Here is a 17,168-nt window from a genome sequence, read left to right as displayed (position 1 = left end):
ACGCGACGTTCCCGGGTTCGTTCCCGGCGTGCCACAATGCCGCATTCCGCGTGGGCACGGAGTGCCCACCCTACAAAACCCGATCACTCCGGAGTCCGCATGAGCAAGCTCTTTTCCCCCTACGCGCTGGGCCCGATGGAACTGGCCAACCGCATCGCCATCGCCCCCATGTGCCAGTACTCGGCCGACGAAGGCCTGGCCACCGACTGGCACATGATCCACCTCGGCCAGCTGGCCCTGTCCGGCGCAGCATTGTTGATCATCGAGGCGACCGCCGTCACCCAGGAAGGCCGCATTTCCGCCGGCGACCTGGGCCTGTGGTCCGATGCCCACCGCGCAGCGCTGGAACCGGTGATTGCCGCAGTGCGCCGCCATTCTCCGATCAAGATCGCGGTCCAGCTGGCCCACGCGGGGCGCAAGGCCTCGAGCGCCGTGCCCTGGGAAGGTGGCGCCAACATCGCCCCCGATGAAGCGGGCGGCTGGCAAACGGTCGCGCCCTCCGCCGTGCCGCATGCCGAAGGCGAATCCGTGCCGCTGGCGCTGGACGCCGCCGGCCTGCAGCGCATCAAACAGGGCTTTGTCGCCGCCGCCCTGCGTGCCGAGGCGCTGGGCCTGGACGCGATCGAGCTGCACGGCGCCCACGGCTACCTGCTGCACCAGTTCCTGTCCCCGTTGTCCAACCAGCGTGAGGATGATTACGGCGGCTCGCTGGAGAACCGCATGCGCTTCCCGCTCGAGGTGTTCGACGCCGTACGCGCGGCGGTGCCAAATATGTGCGTCGGCATGCGCATCTCGGCATCCGACTGGGTCGAAGGCGGCTGGGACATCGAACAGAGCGTGCGCTTTGCCCAGGAACTGGAAAAGCGCGGCTGCCACTTCATCCACGTGTCGAGTGGCGGCGTGTCGCCGCAGCAGAAGATCCCGGTCGGCGCCGGCTACCAGATCGCATTTGCCGAACGAATCAAGCGCGAGACGACGATGCCGACCATCGGCGTGGGCCTGATCACCGAGCCGCAGCAGGCCGAGCACATCCTGCAGTCCGGCCAGGCCGACATGGTGGCGCTGGCGCGTGCGATGCTCTACAACCCGCGCTGGCCATGGCATGCGGCGGCCGAGCTGGGCGCGCAGGTGGCGGCCCCGCCGCAATACTGGCGCTCGCAGCCGCGCCAGTTCAAGACCCTGTTCGGCGAGACACGGCTCGGCCAGCGCTGATCCGTTCAATTTCACGCTTCGGGCTGCGAAATGCGCAGCCTGTCGCAGCGGGCAGGACGGATCGCTGGACCCGGACTAGAGTGGCATCATCCAAACCACGATAGAAAAGGTCCCTCCCATGCGTACCGTGCTCGCCCTCGCCTGTGTCGCCGCCCTCGGCGGCTGCGTCATCGTTGCCAACCCGTCCGGCAGCAACGGCAAGGATTTCCAGGTTTATACGCCCTTCAGCGGCACCACCGTCGACGGCAACGGCGTGCCTGCGCGCGATACGCGCAGCGTGGCTTCGCTGCCCGGGCTGGACGTGGGCGGTTCGATGATCGTCGACGTGCGCGTCGGCGCTGCGCCATCGCTGGTGGTCGAGGGGGACAGCAATTTGCTGTCCCACGTGACGACCGAGGCGCGCGGCGGCAGCCTGTACATCGGGACCGAAAGCCGCCTGCGCAGCACGACGCCTTTGAAGATCACCTACACGGTGCCCAGCCTGAGCCACCTGCACCTGGGCGGCTCGGGCCATGTGACGGTGCGTGACCTGAAAGGCGAACCGCTGTCGGTGCGCCTGGGCGGATCGGGTGTGACGCGTTTGTCGGGCGAGGTGGCGGAGCTGGACGCCAAGGTGTCGGGCTCGGGCAAGATCGAAGCGGGCGAACTGCGTGCGCGCAGCCTGAATGTGGAGGTCAGCGGGTCCGGCGGGATGGTTCTCGGCCAGGTGAACGGCGACAACGCGCGCGTCAAGATCACTGGTTCGGGAACGGTCCAGACCAAGGGCGTGGTGCGCACGCTGAACGTGCGGGTGAGCGGTTCGGGCAGTGCCGACCTGGCGGGCCTGAGCACCGACCAGGGCGAGCTGACGAGCAGCGGCTCGGGCGGCATCTCGGCCACGGTGCGCCAGTCGGTCTTTGCGCAGACCAGCGGTTCCGGCCCGATCCGGGTGTATGGCCAGCCGGCCCAGCGCAATACCAGCGGGCGCGGCGTGCAGATGCTGTGAGGCGGGCGCGCGGCGCCCGCCCCGCACTTACAGCAAGTGGTCCAGCAGATCCGGCCCGAATACTTCGCGGTGCAGGCGCGCCGCCGGCACGCCTGCGTCGAGCAGGGCCAGCCACTGCGCCTGCATGAAGGTCAAAGGGCCGCACAGCCAGACGTCGGTCTGCTCCAGGTCCCACTGCGGCAGGCGCGCGATCTCCATGCGTCCGGCCAGCACGCCGGCTGCGGCGCCCACGTCTTCATAAAAGGTCACCACGTGCAGGTTCGGCATCGCTGCCTGGGCGGCGGCGAGGTCCTCCTGCAGCGGGTGGTGCGCTGCGTCGCGCGCGGCGTAGGCGAAGATGACGCGGCGCTGCGGGTGGACCATGGCGATGCGGTTCAGGCTTGATACCATCGGCGTGATGCCGACGCCGGCCGACAGCAGCACGATCGGTGCTTCCGATTCGGTGTCCGGGGTGAATTCGCCGAAGGGATGCGTCACCTGCAGCACGCTGCCCGCCTTCACGTTCGCATGAATCCAGTTCGAGACTTCGCCGGCCGGCGACGCGTTCAGCGCATCCTCACGCTTGACCGAGATGCGCAAGCTGTCCTTGCCGGACGCATCGGACAGGCTGTACTGGCGCAGCTGGTGGCGTCCGTCCGGCAGGTCGACCGCAACGCTGACGTACTGGCCGGCCTGGAAGGGCGGCAGCGGCTTGTCGTCGGCAGCGACGAAACGGATCGACAGCACATTGGCGCTTTCGCGTTTTACCTCGAGCACGCGCATCGGGCGCGTTTCGCCCGGTTCGATGCCTGCGGTACTGTAGAGCTCGGCTTCCGCTTCGATCAGCAGCTTGGCCAGCGAACCGTAGGCCTCGGCCCAGGCGTCAAGCAGCGGCTGGGTCGCGGCCTCGCCCAGGGTCTGCGAAATGGCCGCCAGCAGGTGCCGGCCGACGATCGGGTAGTGCTCGGCGCGGATGCCGATCGAGACGTGTTTATGGACGATGCGCTTGACGACCGGGCCCAGCGCTTCCGGGGTGCCGATATTGGCCGCGTAGGCAAACACCGCCGAGGCAAGCGACTGCTGCTGCGCGCCGCTGGCTTGGTTGCCCATATTGAACAGGCGCGTCAGCTGGGGGTATTCGGCGAACAGGTTCTTGTAGAACAGGGTGGTGATGGCGAGGCCATGTTCGCGCAGGACAGGCACGCTGGCATCGATGTAGGGACGGGACGCGGCAGAAATCATTGTGTATTCCTCATTTGATGCATTTTTTATGCAACTTTAAAGTGTTAAAAAATGCCCGCAGGGCGGGCGCGCCAGAGTTGAAAGCTCAGGCCATTTCAGCTGTCGTTCCACTCCAGAACATCTTGTGCATCCGCACGATCTGCTCGCCGGTGCTGCCGCCGGTGATCGACGCCAGGCTGTGGCGGTCCATCTCCGCATAGAACGCGCGTATGCCGGCTTTCAGCAGGCCGCGCAGCTGGCAATCGAGGCTCAGTGCGCAGCGGGTCGCTTCGCAGTCGACGAGCTCGTCGTCGCCTTCGAGTTCGCGCAGCACCTGGCCGACGGTCAGCAGATGCGGATCGGCCGCCAGGCGCAGGCCGCCATTGCGTCCGCGCAGCGCACGCACCCAGCCGGCACGCGCCAGATGGCCGACCACCTTGACCATATGGTTGTGCGGGATGGCGAATTGCGAGGCGATCTCGGCAGCCGTGACCGGATGCGGCCGTTCGCCGGCGCGCTCGAGATAAATCAGCACACGCAAACCAATGTCGGAAAAGCGGGTCAGGCGCATAAGATGTCGTTAGGAAAGAACATGGCGATTGTAGCGCAGAAAACAGGCATAAGATATACCTATTTAGCCCAAACTATTTTCTCAACAACGCCGAACGGCTCTATGAATCGGCCCTATAATCGCGAACTTTGGCGGCGTTTCGAGCTCAGCCATTTCTCTATTTTTAGAGCGTTACGCGCTCTTAGTGACAAAGGAATCATCCGTGAATCTAACACTGGGCCAGAAGCTGATTCGTACCAAACCGGCTGAGCGCGCGCACGAAGACAGCCAGGCAGCCCATGGTGGCGGCCTGAACCGCACACTGGGCCTGTTCCCGCTGACGATGATCGGCGTCGGCGCTACCGTCGGCACCGGCATCTTCTTCACGATGGTCGAAGCGGTACCCAAGGCCGGCCCGGCCGTTATATTGTCCTTCCTGATCGCCGCGATCACCGCCGGCCTGACGGCCCTGTGCTACGCCGAACTGGCTGGACGCGTGCCGGCTTCGGGCTCGTCCTATTCCTTCGCCTACGCCACCGTCGGCGAATTCGCCGCCTTCGTCGTCGCCGCCTGCCTGCTGCTCGAATATGGCCTGGCCGGGAGCGCGGTGGCGATCGGCTGGTCGGATTACCTGAACAATTTCCTGCAAAACGCCTTTGGATGGGAAATCCCTGCCCACCTGCGCTCGCCCATGTTTGTGTCGGACCACAGCAACCTGTCGGTCCAGTCGGGCAATTTCAATTTGCCGCCGGTGCTGTTGATCATCATGTGCTGCATCCTGCTCATTCGCGGCACCAAGGAGTCGGCCACGACCAATGCCGTGATGGTGGTCATCAAGCTGGCCATCCTCGCCTTCTTTGCGGCGATCGCATTTTCCGGGTTCGACGCCGCCAACTTCCAGCCTTTCTTCAATACCGACGACAGCAAGGGCTTTGCCGGCATGGCCGGCGTGACGGCCGCTGCCGGTACCGTGTTCTTCTCCTTCATCGGCCTCGACACCATCGCCACCGCCGGCGAAGAAGTGAAGGATCCGCGCCGCAACGTGCCGATCGGCATACTGGCGGCGCTGGTGATCGTCACCGTGTTTTATTTGCTGGTCGCCCTGGCCGCCATGGGTGCGCAGCCCGCCCACCTGTTCGAAGGCCAGCAGGCCGGGCTGTCGGTGATCCTGCAGAACGTCACCGGCAAAACCTGGCCGGCGCTGGTGCTGTCGGCCGGCGCCGTGGTGTCAGTGTTCTCGGTGACCCTGGTAACGATCTACGGCCAGACCCGCATCCTGTACGCGATCAGCCGCGACGGCCTGATCCCGAAGACCTTCCAGAAGGTGAACCCGCGCACCGGCGCACCGGTGAGCAACACGCTGATCGTCTGCCTGGTGGTGGGCCTGATCGCCGGCCTGGTCGACTCGACCTTTCTGTGGGACATGGTCAGCATGGGTACGCTGACGGCGTTTATTGTCGTGTCGATCGCGGTGCCGGTGATCCGCGCCAAGCAGGGGCCGAATGCCGAGGTGGGTTTCCGCGTGCCCTTCGGCCCCTACGTGATTCCGGGCCTGTCGATTGCCGCCTGCCTGTACATCATGAAGGATCTCCCGCTGGCGACCTTCCGCGTGTTCTTCATCTGGATGGCGGCCGCGGTGGCGACGTATTTCTTGTACAGCGTGCGGCATAGCCGGCTGAACAAGAAGGCTTGAACAGCCACGGACTCTTAAAAAAAACGCCGCGCTTGACGCGGCGTTTTTGCAGGCGCGGCGGTGCGCTCCGGCTAAGGCTGCGCGGGCGCGCCCAGTAAATCCGTGATGGCGTTCGTGGTGAGGGCATCGATGTTCTCGAACCGCGCGCCCACTTTATAGCCCACCGGCACACCGGCGCTCGTCTGGTGCGCGATGTGGACGCTGGCGTGGTGCAACCGTGGGCTACCCGGCAGCCTGAAGCGCAGCTCGCGCATTTCGCCTTCCTGTACCACTGCGGGGGTGGCAAAGCTGAGGCCATGCAGCGAGATATCAAGCAGGAGGACGGGCGCCCAGGAGCTGACGTTCGCATCCGACAGGAAGGCCTGTTCCTGCATCAGTTTCCGAACATACGCTCGCTGTTCTCTCACGGTCATTTCTATGAATTGCAAATCGGCGAGTATAACTGCATTTATTGCATTAAGAGAACATATTGAAATTATCGATAAGCGGCATGACACAATTGCAGGCAGGCGAAAAAAAAGCCACGCGCCTTGCGGCAGCGTGGCCTTTCCAATTCAAACGTGCCTGATTACAGCGCGTTCATTTCCTTGAGCAGGTTGTCCGCCTTGTCCACATGCTTCATGTTCCACAGCATGTAGCGCACGTCGACCTGGATGTCGCGGGTGTTGGCCGCATTGAAGTCCCAGTCCGAGATGATCGAGTCCAGGGTGCCGTCGAAGGCCAGGCCGATCAGTTCGCCGCGCTTGTTCAGTGCTGCCGAACCCGAGTTGCCGCCGGTGATGTCGAGCGTGGCCAGGTAGTTCACGGGCACGGTCTTCAGGGCTGGGTCGACATACTTGCCGAAGTCCTTGGCTTTGATCGCTGCCAGCTGGGCGCTTGGGGCGTTGAACTCGCCTTCGCCGGTGTGCTTGGCGACCACGCCCTTGACGGTGGTGAACGCGGTCCAGGCGCCGGTGCCGTCGGCGCCGTGATCGCGGCCGGCGATCTTGCCGAAGGTCACGCGCAGGGTGCCGTTGGCGTCCGGATACACAGCCTGGCCCTTGCTGTTCATGTAGGCGATCTTTGCCTTCATGTAGCCCGAGTACGACTTCTGGATCTTGCCGCCGAGTTCTTCACTCTTGGCTTCGTCCTTCAGGTCGGCTTCATACATGGCAACGGCTGCCTTGATGAAGCTGTCGTTGCTGGCCTTGAAGTCGGCTGGCGACTTCTTGAGCCATGCGCTGCGCTCGTCCTTGTTGGCCAGCTTGGAACCGGCGTACATGGTGTCGATCGCCGCTTTCAGCTGATCCTGGCTCATGCCTGCGCGAATGCCGAGGGCCGAATTGAAGGCCGTGTCCTGTTCTTTCGCCGGCTGGGCCAGGTACTTGGTCAGGAAGTGCAGCACCAGTGCCTTGTCGACTTTTTCGTCGTAGGTACGGTCCTGGCCGGTGATGACCGAGGTCATGCGTGCCATGTCGCGTTCCTGGTAGCCCGATTTACGCGCCGCGTCCGGCTTGGTGCGCTCGTTGGCCAGGCGGTACAGGGTACGTGCCGAGCCAAGGAAGCGTGGCTGGGCGTAGCCCAGGTAGAAGCCTTCCTTGGTGTTGCTGTCGCGGTCGGCGATCAGTTTTTCGACGGCGTCGATGTCGCTGGCGAACTGCTTCTTGCGCGCGGCGTCGCTGTTGACCCAGGCCTTCAAGGCGGCGTGTTCCGCGGTCTTGCGTGACAGGAAATCGCTGTTCTCGTAGGAGGTCAGCATGCCCTTGCGGTTCTTGTAGTAATTGTTCACGCCGGCGATCTGGCCGGCGTACTTCAGCTTGGCGGCCGGATCGTTTTTGGTCTCGCGCTCGATGATGGCGAGCACGTCACCCGACGCGGCGACGAATGCAGGGTAGTTCCAGTCGAAGGTGTACTGCACTTCCGACGGCAGGCGGTGGCGGTTGGTACGGCCTGGGTAGCCTAGCACCATGATGAAATCGCCTTCCTTGGAACCTTCGGTAGCGATCTTCAGGTGATGTTTCGGTGCGTACGGCACGTTGTCGGTCGAGTAGTCGGCGGCCTTGCCGTCTTTCGAGACGTAGGCGCGGTAGAAACCGTAGTCGCCGGTGTGGCGCGGCCACATCCAGTTGTCGGTGTCGCCACCGAATTTACCCACGCCCGACGGTGGCGCGTGCACCAGGCGCACGTCGCGAATTTCCAGCTGTTTCAGGCGGTAGAACTCGAGGCCGCCGTAGTAGCTGGCCACGGTGCAGCGGTAGCCCGGCGTTTTTTCGCAGGCGGCAACCATTTCCTTCTGGTTCTTTTCGATCGCATCGATACGTGCCTTGCCGGTCAGCTTGGCCACTTTCGCGTCGATGATCTGGTCGCTGACGTTGGCCACTTCCTCGGTCACGAACACACGGCTGCCAGGCGAGGCCGGCACTTCTTCGGCCAGGGTCTTGGCCAGGAAGCCATTGGCCAGCAGGTCTTTCTGCGGCGTCGAGTTGACGGCGATGCTGTTGTACACGCAGTGGTGGTTGGTGACGACCAGGCCCTGCGGCGAGACGAACGAGGCCGAGCAGCCGCCCAGGCTGACGATCGCGCCCATCGGGAATTCGGTCAGTTTGGTCAGTGCTGCCGGATCGAGCTCGAGGCCGGCGGCTTTCAGTTGCTTGGCTACTTGTGGCAGCTGCTGCGGCATCCACATGCCTTCGTCCGCTTGTGCGGCGAAGCTGGTCAGGATGGCCAGCGAGAGGAGAGTCTTTTTCATTCGCGATCGATCAGAAGGGTTATCGGATACGTGTGCTCGAAAAGAGCATCCCGAGAGTATCGTTAATCCCTCACCAGCTCGTCAACCGATATTTCCTGCGTGCGTGCTGCGGCGTGCAAACGGTATTTACAGTTGCGAGCCGAACATGGCCGCGAACTCGCCGCCGATTTTTTCGGTCCAGGACCGGTTCTTCCAGGCAGTGAAGGTCATGCGGCGCGCCAGTTTCCAGTCATTGTCGAAGATCGCGTCCTGGGCGCGCGCGAAATCGGCGTCGAGCACGTTCAGGTTGGCCTCGTCATTGATACTGAACGAGCGGTTGTCGAAATTGGTCGAGCCCACCGAGACCATCAGCGAATCGACGATCAGCGCCTTCACGTGGTACATGGTCGGCTGGTATTCGGCGATTTCGATCCCGGCCTTGAGCATGTCGCCCCAGCGTTCGCGCGAGGCCAGGCGCACCAGGCCGGCATCGATTTCCTTGCCGGGCGTGATGATGCGTACTTTCACGCCGCGTTTGGCGGCCGCGACGAGGGCGCGCATGGTGAGGTCGTCGGGCACGAAATACGAAGCCGACAGGTTGATCGAGGTGCGGGCGGCAGTGATCGCCATCAGGTACATCAGGTGCATGCTTTCGCTGCCGCCGGTGGGCGAACTCGAGAACATCTGGGCGGGCATGCTGCCAACTGCTTTGTGAGCCGGGAAATAGTCTGGGCCGTCGAGCACGACGCCGGTGGACTTGGTCCAGTTATCGGCGAACACGGCCTGAATCTGGCCAACGACCGGGCCTTCGACACGGAAATGGGTATCGCGCCATTCCTTGTCGTTCGATGCATTCCCGCGCCACTGGTCGGCAATACCGACGCCGCCTGTGAAGCCGACGTTACCGTCGACGATCAGGAGCTTGCGGTGGGTGCGGTTGTTCAGGCGCGCCAATTTCCACCAGACCGGCTTGTGATAGCGCTGCAGCTGAATACCGGCATCGCGCATTTTTTGCATCGCCTCGTCGTTCATCTTCATGCTGCCGATGAAGTCGAGCATGACGTGCACCTTGACGCCGGCGCGCGCGCGCTCGATCAGGGCTGCCGAGAATTCTTCGCCGATCGATTCCGACCAGTAGATATAGGTCTCGAAGGTGATCGTCTTTTGCGCGCCGCGGATCGCCGCGAGCATGGACGGGAAGATCTGGTCGCCGTTGAGCAGCGTCTCGACCTTGTTGCCTTCGATGATGGGCGGACCCAGCAGCACGCCCATCGAGCGCCGGAACTGGGCATCGTGGATATCGTACTGGCGTGTCAGCTGGGTCTCGATCTGCTTTTCGCTCGGCATGAAATTGAGCGCCAAAAAGCCGACGACGAGCGTCAGGACGCAGGTGATGACGGAGACGCCGACTTTATTGGTGCTCATAAGATACTCACAGAAATTTCAGGCGAAAAAAAACCAACGCGTGGAAGCGTTGGTTATGTGGGGCATACCACTGATTAACGAACGCGGCCGCGACGCAGCAGGTTGACGATAGCCAGCAGAATCACAGCGCCCAGGAACGAAACCAGCAGCGACGACACGCTGAAATCATCCGAATTAATGGTGCCGGAACCGAACAGTGGGGAGAGCAACCAGCCGCCCAGGAAGGCGCCGATGATACCAACCACAACGTTCAGAATCATGCCTTGCTCAGCATCCGTCTTCATGACCATGCTTGCCAGCCAACCAAGGATACCACCGACGACGATCCAGATAATAAATAGCATTTTCATTCCTCCTCATAGTAATAGAAACCTACCCGAGGCCAATTGACTGCGTTGACCATGTAAAAAAGTCTACAGACCGAGAACAGGGCAGGTCGGTGCGGCAACGAACGTTAGACGATGAATCTGTAAATCGTGTTCCGCACCCCGATTTTTATTCTTGATTGCATTGCCATTTGGAATGTCCTGAAGTGAGTGCGTCAGCGTACAGAAGAGTGTGGATGCGACGCCTATTGTTAAACCACTGGCAACGCAATGTTGCAAGACCTGAACGCATTACACGATACCTTTGAAAGGGATACATCATGAGCTACGACACCAATAAGCAAAATTCGCGCATGGTCACCGGCCTGTTCCCGGACCGCGCCAGCGCAGAGCGCGCGTACAGCTCGGTCTCGGACCGTGGCTATAGCAAGGACGACGTCAACCTGATGATGTCGGATTCGACCCGCAAGACCCATTTCGGCGACACCGATACTGAACTCGGCAGCAAAGCCGCTGAAGGCGCCGGCATCGGCGCAGGTATCGGCGGCACCATTGGCGCCGTCCTGGCAGGCATCGCCGCCGTCGGCACCACCCTCGTGCTGCCAGGCGTCGGCCTGGTGGTGGCCGGCCCGCTGGCCGCAGCCCTGGCTGGCGCCGGCGCCGGCGGCATCACCGGCGGCCTGATCGGCGCGCTGATCGGTGCAGGCATTCCTGAAGAACGCGCAGCACACTATGAAGAAGGCATCAAGAGCGGCGGCATCCTGATGGGCGTGAACGCCCGTTCGGATGAAGACGCTGCCCACATCGAACGTTCGTGGACCGACCACGGTGGTTCGCACGTGATCGGCACCGGCGTCGGTGCTGTCGGCGGCGCGCTGGCCGGTGCAGCCATCGGTTCGGTTGCCGGTCCGATCGGTACCGTCGCAGGTGCCGCCATCGGCGGCATCACCGGCGGCATGGCCGGCAAGGGCGTTGGCGAAGTCGTCAACCCGAAAGCTGGTGACGACCTCGCCGAACACCACCTGGCCAAGGGCACTGGCGCCACCGCCGGTGCAGCCACTGGCGCCGCACTCGGCGCCGTCGGCGGCCCGATTGGCATGGCTGCGGGCGCTATTGTCGGCGGCCTGGCGGGCGGCGCTGCCGGCCGTGGCGCTGGCGAAGTCGTGAACCCGAAGGGCAACGACGACCTGAACGACCATAACCTGGCGCAAGGCGTCGGCGGCGCAAGCGGTGCGGTTGCTGGTGCAACCATCGGTGCGGTCGGTGGCCCGGTCGGCATGGCGGCAGGTGCGGTGATCGGCGGCCTGGCCGGCGGTGCTGCAGGCAAGGGCGCTGGCGAAGTCGTCAACTCGAAGCCTGACGACGACCGTAGCGACCACAACCTGGCCAAAGGCGTTGGCGCTGGCGGCGGCGCGGCAGCTGGCGCAGCCATCGGCGCCGTTGGCGGCCCGATCGGCATGGTGGTCGGTGCTGGTGTCGGTGCAGCCGTAGGCGGCATGGCCGGCAAGGGCGTCGGCGGCCTGGTTAACCCAGCCGTGGAAGATGCTCACTGGCGCAACACGTACCAGACCCAGCCGGAATACACCCCTGGCTACACCTACGACGACTACCAGCCTGCCTATGCGCTGGGCTACAACGGCAAGAGCCGTTACCCAGGCAGCTACGACCAGAACGAGTCCTATCTGGCCGACGAGTGGAACACCACCAAGGGCACCTCGCGCCTGTCGTGGGACCAGGCCAAGTCGGCCAGCCGTGCCGCCTGGCATAAAGTCGAGCGCGCCATTCCGGGCGACTTCGACCGTGACGGCCGTTAATCCCGACTGTTAAGCCTTGCAAAGTAAAAAGCCCCGCTGCCGAAAGGCAGCGGGGCTTTTCTTATTACGCGGTAAAAATTACTGCTTGACGGCTTCGACCTGGATCGCCAGCTTCACTTCCGGCGAGAAATTCGGCAGGCCGAAGTTGACGCCGTAATCGCTGCGCAGGAAGAAACCGTGCGCGTCGGCGCCGCAGACTTCGCGCTTGAGCATCGGGTGCTGGATGCACTTGAACTTGGCGATGTTCAGGGTCAGCGGTTTCGTGACGCCATGCAGGGTGAAGTTACCTTCGACGGCGACCAGGTTCTCGCCTTCGAAACGCAGCTTGTTGCCCTTGAAGGTGGCGGTCGGGTACTGGGCGACGTCGAAGATGTCCGGCTTCTTCGCGTGCGCGTTCATTTTTTCGTGGCCGAAATCGATGCTGTTCATGTCGACCGTGATGTCGAAGCTGCCGGTCTTGGCGGCGCGGTCGAGCACGATGGTGCCGTCGGTCTTGGTGAACTTGCCGCGCCAGACCGAGATGCCCATGTGGTCGGCTTCGAAACTCGGGTAGGTGTGGTTCGGCTCGATTTTATAGGTGTCGGCGGCGGCGCAGGCGAGGCTGGCGCTGGTGGCGAGGGTGGCGGCGATCAGAAGCTTCAGTTTCATGGGGTTCCTTGGTAGATGATTTAATTGATTATTGGCCCGCAGTGACGCGGAATTTGATGACAACTTCATCGGCGACCATGCTCGTGTCTTTCCACTCGCCTTCGCCGATATTAAAAGCCAGCCTGCGAATCGGCAACTGTCCTTCAAAAACTTGTTTTCCAGCATCGGTTTTGACCGTCAGGGGAAAGCTCACGTTGGCGCTGCGGCCCTTGATGGTGAGCTTGCCCGTCACGTTCAGCTTGCCTGGGCCGGCCGCCTTGATCGCGGTCGAGACAAAACTCGCTTTCGGGAATTGCGCCGTATTGAACCACTCCTTCTTGGCAACCTCGCGATTGTATTCGGCGTCGCCCAAGTCCATGCTGGCGGTATTGATGTCGACGGCCGCCTTGGCTGCTTCCGGGCGGGCGGCGTCGTAGTCGATCTGGGCCGTGAAGGACTTGAAGCTCGCTTCGACCGGCACGCCCATCTGCTTGAAGACGGCGGCGACGCTGCTTTTCGCCGGGTCGGTTTTCAGGACGGCAGCGCCGGCCAGGGCGCTGGCAAACAGGGAAGCGGCGATCAGGACGCGCAGAGGTTTCATTGATAGAACTCCTTATTTGGTCGAGAAGGGCAGCATGCGCCCCATGATGCCGTCGCGGTCGATCAGCAAATGTTTAAAAGCGGCCAGCACGTGCACCGCAACCAGGCCGGCGAGCAGCATGTTGAGCCAGTAGTGCAGGGCGCCGAGCACGGGTTTCAGGACCGGGTCGGCCGCGATGAAGACCGGCAGCGGGAACAGGCCGAAATACACCACCGGAACGCCGGCGGCCAGGCTGTAGAAATAGCCGGACAGCGGCACGGCGAACATCAACACATATAAAAGGCCATGCAGCAAATGCGAAACGCGGCCTTGCCAGGCGGGCATGCTGGCGGGGTAGGCCGGCGGCGTGCGGCGCAGGCGCCACAGCAGGCGCAGGGCGGCCAGCGCCAGCACCGTCACGCCGGCCCATTTGTGCCAGGAAAAATAGCGCAGCTTGGTCGGGGTCAGTCCCGGGATGTCGGTCATGACCAGGCCCAAGGTAAACGTGCCGATGATCAGAAATGCGAGCAGCCAGTGCAGGACGATCGCGGGAAGGGAGTAACGCTGCATGGTGACCGTAAAGTGTTAGTACTGATTAGAACTAAACTATAGCAAAAAAGGGGAAAGGGCGCTCGCCGGCTGCATGTTTCTTTTTGCACACTAGCATGGAATGTTAAACGTGCACAGCAGCATCCCGGGTGAATGTAAAATCGTAAGCAGAGCGCGTTCACAATAAAAGCGGGCCAGTTTCCCTGTCGAGGAGTCGTATGTACACTTGTTTCCCAAGCCGGCCACGCATTCCTCCATTGGTCTTGTTGCTCGCCACCGCGCTGGCGACGATTGACACCGAGGTCCGCGCCGCCGATCCGCAGACGGCCGATTTCGCCGACCTGTCGATCGAGGAGCTGGCGAACATCCAGGTGACGTCGGTATCGAAAAAGCCGGAACGCCTGCTCGATGCGCCGGCCTCCGTCTTCGTCATCACCGCCGACGACATCCGCCGCGCCGGCAGCCGCAACCTGCCGGACGCACTGCGCCTGGCGCCCAACCTGCACGTCGGCCAGAGCAGCAGCTACGGTTATGCGATCAGCGCACGCGGCCTGAACGGCTCGAGCAACAGCGCCCCGAACAAACTGCTGGTCATGATCGATGGCCGCTCCGTGTATGCGCCGCTGTTTTCCGGCGTGTTCTGGGACATGCAGGACGTGATGCTGGAAGACGTCGAACGCATCGAGGTCATCAGCGGACCGGGCGGCACCATGTGGGGCGTGAACGCGGTTAATGGCGTCATCAACATCACGACGCGCTCGGCGCATGCGACCCAGGGCAGCCTGGCGGTCGTGCACGGCGCCAGCGACGGCGGCGGCCTCGCCTTCCGCCAGGGCGGGCGCAGCGGCGATGCCAGCTGGCGCGTCTACGGCAAGGCGTTCAGCCACGAACACGGCGAGACGGCGGCGGGCGGGCGCGTGAACGATGCCTGGAAGCAGGCGCAGGTGGGATTCCGGGCCGACTGGGAGCGCGGCAACGATGTCTTCAGCCTCAACGGCAATGCCTACCGCGGCAAGCCGGAACAACCCGAGCCGGGCGCCATCTCCGTCACCGGCTTCGACCTGGTCCTGGACGACATCGACACCCACGGCGCCAACCTGACGGGGCGCTGGGAACGCGTGCTGGCCAATGGCGGCCGCCTCAGCGTGCAAGCCTACCTGGACCACACGCGGCGCGACGTGCCGCCGACCTTCACCGAGTCGCTCGACATCGCCGACCTCCAGTTCCAGCACACGCTGCCGGCCTGGGGCGCGCACAGCCTGGTCTGGGGCGCGAATTACCGGCACAGCTGGGACCACGTCACCAACAGCGAGGTCATCGCCTTCCTGCCGGCCAGGGACGAGCAAACCTGGGCCAGCCTGTTCGCTCAGGATGAAATCGCGCTGCGCCCCGACCTGTCCCTGACGCTGGGCGCGCGCATCGAGCGCAACGATTACACCGGCAACGAACTGCTGCCGACGGCGCGCCTGTCGTGGCGCCTGAGCCCGCGCCACGCGCTGTGGACCGCGCTGTCGCGCACCGTGCGCGCACCGACCCGGCTCGACGTCGATGCCTACATCCCGGGCCGTCCGCCGTATCTGCTGCGCGGCGGCCAGCAAGTGCGCGCCGAAGTGGCGAAGGTGTTCGAGCTCGGCTACCGCGGCCAGCCGCTGCCCGGGCTCTCGTATTCGGCAACGCTGTTCCACAACGACTACGACCACCTGCGCACCCAGGAAATCGACCCGAGCTTCACCTTCATCACCTTCGGCAGCCTGATGGAAGGCGAAGCGACCGGCATCGAGATGTGGGGCAGCTATCAACTGAGCGAGGACTGGCGCATGTCGGCCGGCTACACGGCCCTGCATGAGAACCTGCGCCTGAAACCGGGCAGCAACGATGCCGCCGGGCCAGACAACACCGGGAAAAATCCGGCGCACACGCTGCAACTGCGTTCGAACTACAGCTTCGACGACCAGCGCGAATTCGAAGTGGCGCTGCGCAAGGTGGCGGCGCTGGAAAATCCGGCGGTGCCGCATTACTGGGCGCTCGACGCGCGCTTCGGCTGGCGCTTGCAGCGCAATCTCGAGCTGTCGGTGACCGGGCGTAATCTGAATGGGGGCCATGGGGAATATGGGCCGATCGCGACCCGTGCGGAATTGGGGCGCGAAGTGGGGGTAAAGCTGGTCTGGCAGAACTGACGGCCATAAAAAAGGTTCATCACGGATTTCCGGGAAACGCGGCTTTGATCTTGAGGAAGAAGAAGTCGCTATCCCGGTAGCCGTAGGCCATCCGTTTCATTACTTTGATACGGTTGTTGATGCCTTCGAGCTGGCCGGTATGCATCGGCCAGCGCAGCCGTGCTGCGATGCCTCGCCAGTAAGGCTTGAGCTTTGCTGCAAACTTTCTGAGCGGTTCGATTCCGCTGTCGCGCGCCATCTTGAGCCAGTTGCGCCAGGCGAGAAGCCACCGCCAGCCGCCCGATGTCTGCCAGAGTTCCTTGAGTGCTGTCTTCATCACGTACACCGTCATTAAGGCCTGGTTGGCGGCAAGCAGCTCGTCCAGATTAGCCTGCTGGGCTGGCGGGACGTTTTCCCGGTTGCGCAGCAAAAGCCAACGAGAGCGCTTGACGACTTTGCGCTGAGGGCGGTCGTCGCGCAGGCGGTTTGCCTCGTCGACCCGTACCCGGTCGATCACCTCACGGCCGTACTTGGCAATGACGTGAAACAGATCGTAGACCACGCGCGCCTTCGGGCATTGCTGCTGTACTTCCAGGTCAAAAGCGGTATTCATGTCCATTGCGACGGCTTCGATGTTGGCGCAGCGGTCGGGGCCGAGCCATTCGAAGAACGGACGGATGGCCTCGCGGCTGCGGCCCTCGCCGACCCACAGTACCCGCCGGCTGTCCGCATCGAGCACGACAGTGGCGTAACGATGCCCCTTGAACAGCGCGAATTCATCCATGACAAGCCGCGTTGGCTGCGCTGCGGGCAAAGCAGCCAGTTCACGTTCGAGCTTGGCAAGCTCGATAGTGCGCACCGTCTCCCAGTGCAGCTGCGCCAGTTTGCACACGTGGGCAACTGGAAGCTTCTCGCACCACAAGCCGACAAACTCGGCCAGGGAGCGGGTCACCCGGGCATGGCGATCGAGCCACGCCACGCGCTCGACCCTGGTGCCGCATGTGCTGCATTTCAGACGACGCAGTGGCACCCGCAGCCGTACCGGCTTACCCTGCATCGGCAGCTCTCGGATGATGCGCGTCGCGCCATCGTGCACCTGGTAGCAATGCACGCCGCACCCGCCACAGACCATCGCTGCGCTCGCATCCCGCCGCAGCGTAATCCACACGACATCGTCCTTCACATCCAATTTGGTAGCGGTAAAGCCTTCCCAGAACGGGAGGCTGAGACTATGATCTGGCATGAGAGCGGTAGGTTGAGTTGGTTGGGTTTGGTCGCACAAACACAATAACTCTTCCTTACCGCTCTCTTGCGTTTACAACACGGTCATCCCGGAAATCCGTG

16 protein-coding genes are annotated in these 17,168 nt (G+C 63.0%); 6 read left to right on the top strand and 10 right to left on the bottom strand.

Features of this window, described 5'->3' with window-relative positions; all coding sequences use genetic code 11:
* The first annotated feature begins 99 nt into the window (after window positions 1-99).
* Window positions 100-1,212 carry an NADH:flavin oxidoreductase/NADH oxidase gene (locus NMB41_RS23170; RefSeq protein WP_494380099.1) on the top strand — a complete coding sequence of 371 codons (1,113 nt, stop codon included), beginning with the start codon at window positions 100-102 and terminating at the stop codon, window positions 1,210-1,212.
* A gap of 118 nt (window positions 1,213-1,330) precedes the next feature.
* On the top strand, window positions 1,331-2,197 hold the full coding sequence (locus tag NMB41_RS23165) for a head GIN domain-containing protein (RefSeq protein ID WP_494380098.1): 867 nt from the start codon (window positions 1,331-1,333) through the stop codon (window positions 2,195-2,197).
* Between the two features lie 27 nt (window positions 2,198-2,224).
* On the opposite strand, the gene NMB41_RS23160 is transcribed toward NMB41_RS23165, so the two are convergent.
* Together NMB41_RS23160 and NMB41_RS23155 are read right to left on the bottom strand one after the other, a co-directional pair.
* Entirely contained in the window at window positions 2,225-3,418 is a 1,194-nt protein-coding gene (locus tag NMB41_RS23160) for a globin domain-containing protein (RefSeq protein ID WP_494380097.1), read from the bottom strand.
* Window positions 3,419-3,503: 85 nt separating this feature from the next.
* Window positions 3,504-3,968: an RrF2 family transcriptional regulator gene (locus NMB41_RS23155; protein WP_494380096.1), complete on the bottom strand. Its 465-nt coding sequence runs from the start codon at window positions 3,966-3,968 to the stop codon at window positions 3,504-3,506.
* 21 nt (window positions 3,969-3,989) lie between these two features.
* On the opposite strand from NMB41_RS23155, the gene NMB41_RS23150 reads away from it, so the two are divergent.
* Both NMB41_RS23150 and NMB41_RS23145 read left to right on the top strand, forming a co-directional pair.
* Window positions 3,990-4,217, top strand: coding sequence for a hypothetical protein (locus NMB41_RS23150; protein ID WP_494380095.1), 228 nt, complete (start codon window positions 3,990-3,992; stop codon window positions 4,215-4,217).
* Window positions 4,171-5,640 (top strand): APC family permease, encoded by a 1,470-nt coding sequence (locus tag NMB41_RS23145; RefSeq protein ID WP_494380094.1) that lies wholly within the window; start codon window positions 4,171-4,173, stop codon window positions 5,638-5,640. Before NMB41_RS23150 ends, NMB41_RS23145 begins: the two co-directional genes overlap by 47 nt.
* A 71-nt stretch (window positions 5,641-5,711) precedes the next feature.
* On the opposite strand, the gene NMB41_RS23140 is transcribed toward NMB41_RS23145, so the two are convergent.
* From NMB41_RS23140 to NMB41_RS23125, 4 genes are all read right to left on the bottom strand, one after another.
* Entirely contained in the window at window positions 5,712-6,047 is a 336-nt protein-coding gene (locus NMB41_RS23140) for a PilZ domain-containing protein (protein WP_494380093.1), read from the bottom strand.
* Between the two features lie 161 nt (window positions 6,048-6,208).
* Window positions 6,209-8,368, bottom strand: coding sequence for a S46 family peptidase (locus NMB41_RS23135; RefSeq protein WP_494380092.1), 2,160 nt, complete (start codon window positions 8,366-8,368; stop codon window positions 6,209-6,211).
* Window positions 8,369-8,494: 126 nt separating this feature from the next.
* The gene (locus NMB41_RS23130) at window positions 8,495-9,772 is read right to left on the bottom strand and encodes a phospholipase D-like domain-containing protein (RefSeq protein ID WP_494380091.1); all 1,278 of its coding nucleotides are present in this window, start codon (window positions 9,770-9,772) and stop codon (window positions 8,495-8,497) included.
* A 74-nt stretch (window positions 9,773-9,846) separates the two neighbouring features.
* Window positions 9,847-10,116 (bottom strand): GlsB/YeaQ/YmgE family stress response membrane protein, encoded by a 270-nt coding sequence (locus NMB41_RS23125; protein WP_091876165.1) that lies wholly within the window; start codon window positions 10,114-10,116, stop codon window positions 9,847-9,849.
* 302 nt (window positions 10,117-10,418) lie between these two features.
* Here NMB41_RS23125 and NMB41_RS23120 point away from each other — a divergent pair, with 302 nt between their 5' ends.
* The gene (locus NMB41_RS23120) at window positions 10,419-11,912 is read left to right on the top strand and encodes a hypothetical protein (protein WP_494380090.1); all 1,494 of its coding nucleotides are present in this window, start codon (window positions 10,419-10,421) and stop codon (window positions 11,910-11,912) included.
* Between the two features lie 78 nt (window positions 11,913-11,990).
* Here the strand turns inward: NMB41_RS23120 and NMB41_RS23115 are convergent, their stop codons facing one another.
* Genes NMB41_RS23115 through NMB41_RS23105 form a run of 3 tightly spaced genes read right to left on the bottom strand, consistent with a single transcriptional unit; the run spans window position 11,991 to window position 13,689 of the window.
* Window positions 11,991-12,560, bottom strand: a complete 570-nt coding sequence (locus tag NMB41_RS23115) for a YceI family protein (protein ID WP_494380089.1) — start codon at window positions 12,558-12,560, stop codon at window positions 11,991-11,993.
* Window positions 12,561-12,588: 28 nt separating this feature from the next.
* Window positions 12,589-13,140 carry a YceI family protein gene (locus NMB41_RS23110; RefSeq protein WP_494380088.1) on the bottom strand — a complete coding sequence of 184 codons (552 nt, stop codon included), beginning with the start codon at window positions 13,138-13,140 and terminating at the stop codon, window positions 12,589-12,591.
* Between the two features lie 12 nt (window positions 13,141-13,152).
* Window positions 13,153-13,689, bottom strand: a complete 537-nt coding sequence (locus NMB41_RS23105) for a cytochrome b (RefSeq protein ID WP_494380087.1) — start codon at window positions 13,687-13,689, stop codon at window positions 13,153-13,155.
* A gap of 197 nt (window positions 13,690-13,886) precedes the next feature.
* Here NMB41_RS23105 and NMB41_RS23100 point away from each other — a divergent pair, with 197 nt between their 5' ends.
* Window positions 13,887-15,845, top strand: coding sequence for a TOL_0244 family TonB-dependent receptor (locus NMB41_RS23100; protein WP_494380086.1), 1,959 nt, complete (start codon window positions 13,887-13,889; stop codon window positions 15,843-15,845).
* A 19-nt stretch (window positions 15,846-15,864) separates the two neighbouring features.
* On the opposite strand, the gene NMB41_RS23095 is transcribed toward NMB41_RS23100, so the two are convergent.
* A complete protein-coding gene (locus NMB41_RS23095; protein WP_494382894.1) occupies window positions 15,865-17,067 on the bottom strand; it encodes an ISL3 family transposase in 1,203 nt (400 codons plus the stop codon).
* Window positions 17,068-17,168 lie beyond the last annotated feature (101 nt).

This window comes from Massilia sp. FBCC-B171 (assembly GCF_059134155.1).
Note: the sequence above shows the minus strand (reverse complement) of the source record. Positions and strands in the feature narration are given on the sequence as shown.

Excerpts from the sequence above, each read along its gene's own strand:
- NMB41_RS23170 (WP_494380099.1), top strand. The coding sequence starts at position 100 with ATGAGCAAGCTCTTTTCCCCCTACGCGCTGGGCCCGATGGAACTGGCC.
- NMB41_RS23135 (WP_494380092.1), bottom strand. The coding sequence starts at position 8,368 with ATGAAAAAGACTCTCCTCTCGCTGGCCATCCTGACCAGCTTCGCCGCA.
- NMB41_RS23155 (WP_494380096.1), bottom strand. The coding sequence starts at position 3,968 with ATGCGCCTGACCCGCTTTTCCGACATTGGTTTGCGTGTGCTGATTTAT.
- NMB41_RS23095 (WP_494382894.1), bottom strand. The coding sequence starts at position 17,067 with ATGCCAGATCATAGTCTCAGCCTCCCGTTCTGGGAAGGCTTTACCGCT.
- NMB41_RS23150 (WP_494380095.1), top strand. The coding sequence starts at position 3,990 with ATGGCGATTGTAGCGCAGAAAACAGGCATAAGATATACCTATTTAGCC.
- NMB41_RS23100 (WP_494380086.1), top strand. The coding sequence starts at position 13,887 with ATGTACACTTGTTTCCCAAGCCGGCCACGCATTCCTCCATTGGTCTTG.
- NMB41_RS23105 (WP_494380087.1), bottom strand. The coding sequence starts at position 13,689 with ATGCAGCGTTACTCCCTTCCCGCGATCGTCCTGCACTGGCTGCTCGCA.
- NMB41_RS23165 (WP_494380098.1), top strand. The coding sequence starts at position 1,331 with ATGCGTACCGTGCTCGCCCTCGCCTGTGTCGCCGCCCTCGGCGGCTGC.
- NMB41_RS23130 (WP_494380091.1), bottom strand. The coding sequence starts at position 9,772 with ATGAGCACCAATAAAGTCGGCGTCTCCGTCATCACCTGCGTCCTGACG.
- NMB41_RS23125 (WP_091876165.1), bottom strand. The coding sequence starts at position 10,116 with ATGCTATTTATTATCTGGATCGTCGTCGGTGGTATCCTTGGTTGGCTG.
- NMB41_RS23160 (WP_494380097.1), bottom strand. The coding sequence starts at position 3,418 with ATGATTTCTGCCGCGTCCCGTCCCTACATCGATGCCAGCGTGCCTGTC.
- NMB41_RS23110 (WP_494380088.1), bottom strand. The coding sequence starts at position 13,140 with ATGAAACCTCTGCGCGTCCTGATCGCCGCTTCCCTGTTTGCCAGCGCC.
- NMB41_RS23120 (WP_494380090.1), top strand. The coding sequence starts at position 10,419 with ATGAGCTACGACACCAATAAGCAAAATTCGCGCATGGTCACCGGCCTG.
- NMB41_RS23115 (WP_494380089.1), bottom strand. The coding sequence starts at position 12,560 with ATGAAACTGAAGCTTCTGATCGCCGCCACCCTCGCCACCAGCGCCAGC.